This window comes from Moorena sp. SIO3H5, from assembly GCF_010692395.1.
In the GTDB taxonomy this organism is placed as follows: Bacteria; Cyanobacteriota; Cyanobacteriia; order Cyanobacteriales; family Coleofasciculaceae; genus Moorena.
This window is the reverse complement of the sequence record NZ_JAAHHS010000474.1, coordinates 1-5,467: the sequence shown is the minus strand read 5'-3', so window position 1 is coordinate 5,467 and position 5,467 is coordinate 1. Positions and strand designations below refer to the sequence as shown.

Here is a 5,467-nt window from a genome sequence, read left to right as displayed (position 1 = left end):
TCCCGTTTGTTATACAACAGTACTATTTTTTTGTTAATGGGTACTCCTGTGTTAGATGTTAATACAGTACTACCCACTTCAGACTTCAGACTTCTAACTTCAGACTTCAGACTTCTAACTTCCCTGTTCCCTGCTCCCTAAAATACCAAACTTGCTTACCTCAAACAATTAAAAATTGGTAGATTTTTCATCAAAGATTTACATAGTTAATAGTTTAATTAATTTTCCTGAAATGAAATCAAGCTTGCTTGATTTCTAGGTAAAATCATCCTAGTGGTAAAAATCTAGTAGTTTGGCTATGGTAAGCGTCAAGGTTTCGGGAGCTCAAATCACCAATTATGACCACTAGCGTTAACAGGTTTTAGTGCATCTTACTTTATAGCATTTCTGAATTCGGTTAGGTAAAAAGTCCTAGGTGTTAGGAAGTAGGGAGTAGCAGGCAATAAAATTGACCGTACCTCATAAGTACTAGAAACGCTATATTTTGTTTTTATCTACCAGTTCTGGCTATATCAAATAATTTCTGTTCTATCTTCAATCAAAGTGCAGAAATAAACCTTAGCAGTAGTTGAAAGCATAGTAATTAAACCAATGACAGAAACACCCGATACAGAAACACCGGATCGCGAAAGTGCTCAAACTGTCTTTTTAGAACAATTATTACAAGCTACAAAAGAGAGTGAGCATGACCCAAGAAGTGGAAATAAACCTCCGCAAACTGTAGAAACACTGCTGAGCAATAATCTAGAATTATTATATGATGATTTTCCTAAGTTTATTAAAAACTGGGCGACTGATAAATTTAAAACTACTGAATTATCAGAAGCCCAAAAAATTGCTAAAAATATTATTGATTTTAGCAATATAATTTATCTATATTATCACGGTCAAGAAAATCTTAATAGAGAAATAGCTATTGCTGGTTATCAAGTATCTCTCCAAGTTGTCACTCGTGAGACTTTACCTAAAAAATGGGGTGATCTTCAGTATAACATAGCTCTAGCTCATCTTTGGCGAATCCTTGGAGAAAAAGGCGAAAATATAGAGGAAGCAATAAAAGCTTCTAAGTTAAGTCTAGAAGTCTTTACCAAAAAAGAGCATCCTTATGAATGGGCGAGAAGTCAAAAAAATTTAGGCATGATCTATCGCAATCGAGTCAGGGGTAATAAAGAGGATAATATAGAAAATGCAATTGAGTTTTATAAATCAGCTTTGGAAGTCTTTACTGAAACTGAATATCCCTACAACTGGGCACAAATACAATACAATTTAACTATTGCCTATGCTGAAAGGATATCTGGAGAAAAGACGAAAAATTTAAAAAAAGAAATTGAAGCAGGTCAATTAGCTTTAAAAGTTTTTTCTAAAGAAGAGTATCCCTATCAATGGGCTTATACACACAATTCTATAGGTCTTGCTTACCGCGATAGTATAGAAGGGGACAGAGCGGAGAATTTAGAAAAGGCGATTATTGCTTTCCAATTGGCTTTAGAAGTCTTATCTTATGAAGACTATCGCGAAGATTGGGCAATAGTTCAGAATTATCTAGGAACTGTTTACCGTAGGCGAATCAGAGGGAGTCAGGCTGAAAATATAAAAAAGGCAATCGCTGCTTATGAATTAGCCTTGGAGGTTTATACCCTTGAACGCTTTCCTCACGATCATGCAGAAACTCTATTTAACCGAGGTTTATCTCATCTATATGCTAGTAATTTTGTCAATGCTTATGACGATTTTAAAGGTGCAATAAAGACTGTAGAACTATTACGAAATGAAATAGCTTTTGGTTCAGAAATAGACGAATACAAGCAAAAGTTGGCAGAAGACTGGAATAGCCTTTATCAACGCATGGTGGAAGTTTGCCTAAAACGTAACAAAATCACCGAAGCGATTGAATATGTTGAACAGAGCAAAACCCGTAATTTAGTTGACAAGATTCTCAGCCGTGATCAAAATACCATCTTTCCCGCAGATGTTGTTACTCAACTAGAACAATACAGGGATGAAATAGCCATAGGTCAATATCAAATCCAGCATAAGAAAGCTGACAATCCAACCGCCCTGGCACAACGTCTTCAAGAATTGCTACAGCAGCGTAATGATTTACAAGACCAATATTTACTTATCGGTTCTAGCTTTAAATTTGATGAATTTCAGAATAAGTTAGATGATCACACTGCCATTGTAGAGTTTTACATTACAAAAAATAAGCTGCTCACTTTCATCTTTACCAAGAAAACCCAGCAGCCTATCGTTTTGCAGTCTGAGCCGGAAAAATTCAAGAAATTGGAACAATGGAGAAATGAATATCTAGGAAGCTACAAAAACCAAAAATCTGATTGGCAAAAAAATCTGAGTAACCGCCTAGATTTGCTAGCAGAAATTCTGCCCATTGATGACATCATTCAGCAGATTACAGAAACGTGCGATCGCTTAATTTTAATCCCCCATCAGGTTTTACATTTATTCCCCCTTCATGCTTTACCTATCAACAGTCAGCAGGAAAAAGCTACATCTGAAATTCTGATGGATCGCTTTCCAGCAGGGGTAAGTTACGCCCCTAGCTGTCAACTACTGCAACTTGCTCAAACCAGAGAACGCCCGGACTTTACCCACCTGTTTGCGGTTCAAAATCCCACTGATAATTTAGATTACACTAATATCGGAGTAGAAGTAATTAAAGGCTACTTCAATCCACCACCAGATACAGAAGTCCTGGTGAAAAACGCTGCCAGCAAAGCTGCCATAGATAGTAAAGCTCTCAACACATTCCACTGTGTCCATTTTAGTTGTCACGGTGAGTTTAACTACAAAGAACCACGTAAATCGGCTCTCATTCTGGCAGATGCCCACCTCACTTTAGATGCAATCTTTGCCCTGAAATTAGAACAATGTCGCCTTGTAACTCTTTCAGCTTGTGAAACAGGAGTGATTGATGATACTAACATCAGCGATGAATACATTGGTTTACCCAGTGGTTTCCTAGTTGCGGGTAGTCCAGCGCTGGTTTGTAGCCTGTGGAAAGTAAATGAATTGTCTACAACATTATTGATGATTAAATTTTATGATAATCTGCGAACAGCAATGTCGTTGGGAATTGCCCTCAATCAAGCGCAACGCTGGCTCCGGGATGTGACAAAAGAAAAATTAGAGGAGTACATTGACAAATTACCTTTGAATTTTGTTGAGAAATACGTAATTAAGGCTAAGTTTTACAATTTGAATTCCAGCGATAAACCCTTTGAGTCACCATTTCATTGGGCTGCATTCTGTGCGATTGGTAAATAGGAGTTAAAACTATGGAATTAGAAAATCAATTTTTATCTGCTTTAAAACAATTACTAGACACCGAACCTGAGTTGTTTAAAGACTCAGAACGAACGGAACTAGAAGCATTAATTGCTTCATTCCCAAATGATACTAAACAGCTAGCCGATGCGATCAATCTCTGGTGTGCTTCTCACTCAGACATTAATAATGCTTTGATGGCTTTAATTGCTAGCAAACCAATCCGTGAGATGGGACCTGGAGGTACTTTCCCCACTCCTGAAACTAAAGCCGAAGACGAAAAAAACCTACGGGAAACCCTGATTAATCAGATCCGCAAGAGTTCTCCCCCAGAAACCGAAAGACTCAACACTAGCAAAGGCTTGGGACCTGGAGGCACTTTCCCCACTCCTGAAACTAAAACCGAAGATGACAAGAACCAAGGGGAAACCCTGGCTCCTGAAGCCCGCAATAGTTCTACTGAAGAAAGCAAAAAACCCAACACTTCCAAAGGCTGATGACTGACACCGCCTTGCGAATCAAAAACCCCAGCGTCACCCTTTATGCCTTCCATCTCTGCCAAGACCTAAGCCAAGAACTGGGACAGTTGCGACAGGATGCGGATCAGTTGTGGCAACAATGTGCTCAGCTCAGTGAAACCTTTGGAATCCCAGAGCTGAAATCCTTTCCTGAAAAATTAAAATCCTATCGAAGCCAAACAGCAATCACAAGCCGTTATCTAGAACTCTTGCCTGATAATGGTCGCTTAACCTATACGCCACCACTGCACATAGCAGGCTCTGGCCTAAAACTAGATGTCTATCCGGTTAAAATTCATGATACTTATGCCATTGATATAACTCTGTATTACCAAAATGTCACCGTTCCAGTTGGTCAATTTAGTCGGTTAAATCCCCAAGGGTGCCTCCTAGCCAGCAATATTCAAGCTTCCTTGGGACAAACCTTAGTGCTCTATGGCGAACCAGTGGGGACTCCTGAGGAAGATAGAAAGTTAGCCAATGCCTGTGTGGATGCTTTTTTCCAGGGAACCGACCAAAAACCGCAGTTTATGGCATCTGGGCAGTTATTTGGTAGCCCTATTTTTGCCTATGACAATGGTAAGGAGAAACCTACGGAACAATGTCACCTTCTGGTCTGGTTAAACCGTCACCCAGAAACCTTAAAGCTAGTTGAAAAGACCTCTTTGTCATTTTTCAATCTGTTGTGCTGTCGCAGTAAAATTCTGTTTGCCTATAATGAAGCCCGTTGGTGTTATGGCAAAACCAGAGAGCTCTATGGGCAACTTGAACAAGAGGTTAAAGGCTTCAAGGAATTGCCAAGGGAGCGAGAAACAAGGCTAGAGCAACTGAAGCAGAAACTGACACAGATGCCATCCCAGACCTTTGACTATGCTGGTTATCTGCGAGACATGGAAGATCACAAAACTGCGATCGCTACCAATGCCGAAAACTATGACTACTGGCTAAAAAAAATCCGCGAATCTAGTCTCAAAGACGATAATATCGAGTTTTTAGAATACTTCCTCAACCAAAGAACCAAGCTATTTCAACGTCAGATTCAAGTCAACCTCAATTATCTCAAACCCGGTCAGCAACTATTTGACCAGATGCTTGGTAGTATCCGAGGCATCGTGGAGACTGAACAAGCACAACAGGAGAAACGATTAGAACGTTGGATTGCCTCGGTGGGTATTGGTTTAGGGGTCAGTGGTATTTCTTCCCAAACCGCTGCTAAACCGGTAGAGTCTATTATCACCCAACTATACCCCAAACAATCCTTAGATTGCCCCAAGGCTGGTGTTACACCTTGCTTGAGTTACAGTGTGGTGTTTGTGCTATTTCATGTGGGAGTTGGTGCGATCGCTGGGTTAATTGTGTATCGAATTATCAATCGGGGAGGAAAATGAGCTTGTAGGGTGGGCAAAAACTGTTGGTTTCTTTTCATAGTTCTAGAACCTAACATTTTGCCCACCCTAGGTTCTAGATACTTTTTTGGTGGGCAAAAACTGTTGGCTTCTTTTCATAGTTCTAGAACCTAACATTTTGCCCACCCTAGGTTCTAGATACTTTTTTGGTGGGCAAAAACTGTTGGCTTCTTTTCATAGTTCTAGAACCTAACATTTTGCCCACCCTACGTTCTCTATCTGTTTTTTTTGTTGAAATAGAGACAACTGAGTCAA

At 39.7% G+C, this 5,467-nt stretch carries 3 protein-coding genes; all 3 read left to right on the top strand.

From position 1 onward, the window contains the following. The first annotated feature begins 591 nt into the window (after positions 1-591). Genes F6K52_RS31575 through F6K52_RS31565 form a run of 3 tightly spaced genes read left to right on the top strand, consistent with a single transcriptional unit; the run spans position 592 to position 5,194 of the window. Positions 592-3,288 carry a CHAT domain-containing tetratricopeptide repeat protein gene (locus F6K52_RS31575; RefSeq protein WP_293088232.1) on the top strand — a complete coding sequence of 899 codons (2,697 nt, stop codon included), beginning with the start codon at positions 592-594 and terminating at the stop codon, positions 3,286-3,288. Positions 3,289-3,299: 11 nt separating this feature from the next. After that, positions 3,300-3,785, top strand: a complete 486-nt coding sequence (locus tag F6K52_RS31570) for a hypothetical protein (protein ID WP_293088230.1) — start codon at positions 3,300-3,302, stop codon at positions 3,783-3,785. Beyond that, complete coding sequence (locus F6K52_RS31565; protein ID WP_293088228.1) at positions 3,785-5,194, top strand: hypothetical protein; 1,410 nt, start codon at positions 3,785-3,787, stop codon at positions 5,192-5,194. Before F6K52_RS31570 ends, F6K52_RS31565 begins: the two co-directional genes overlap by 1 nt. The last annotated feature ends 273 nt before the right edge of the window (positions 5,195-5,467 follow it).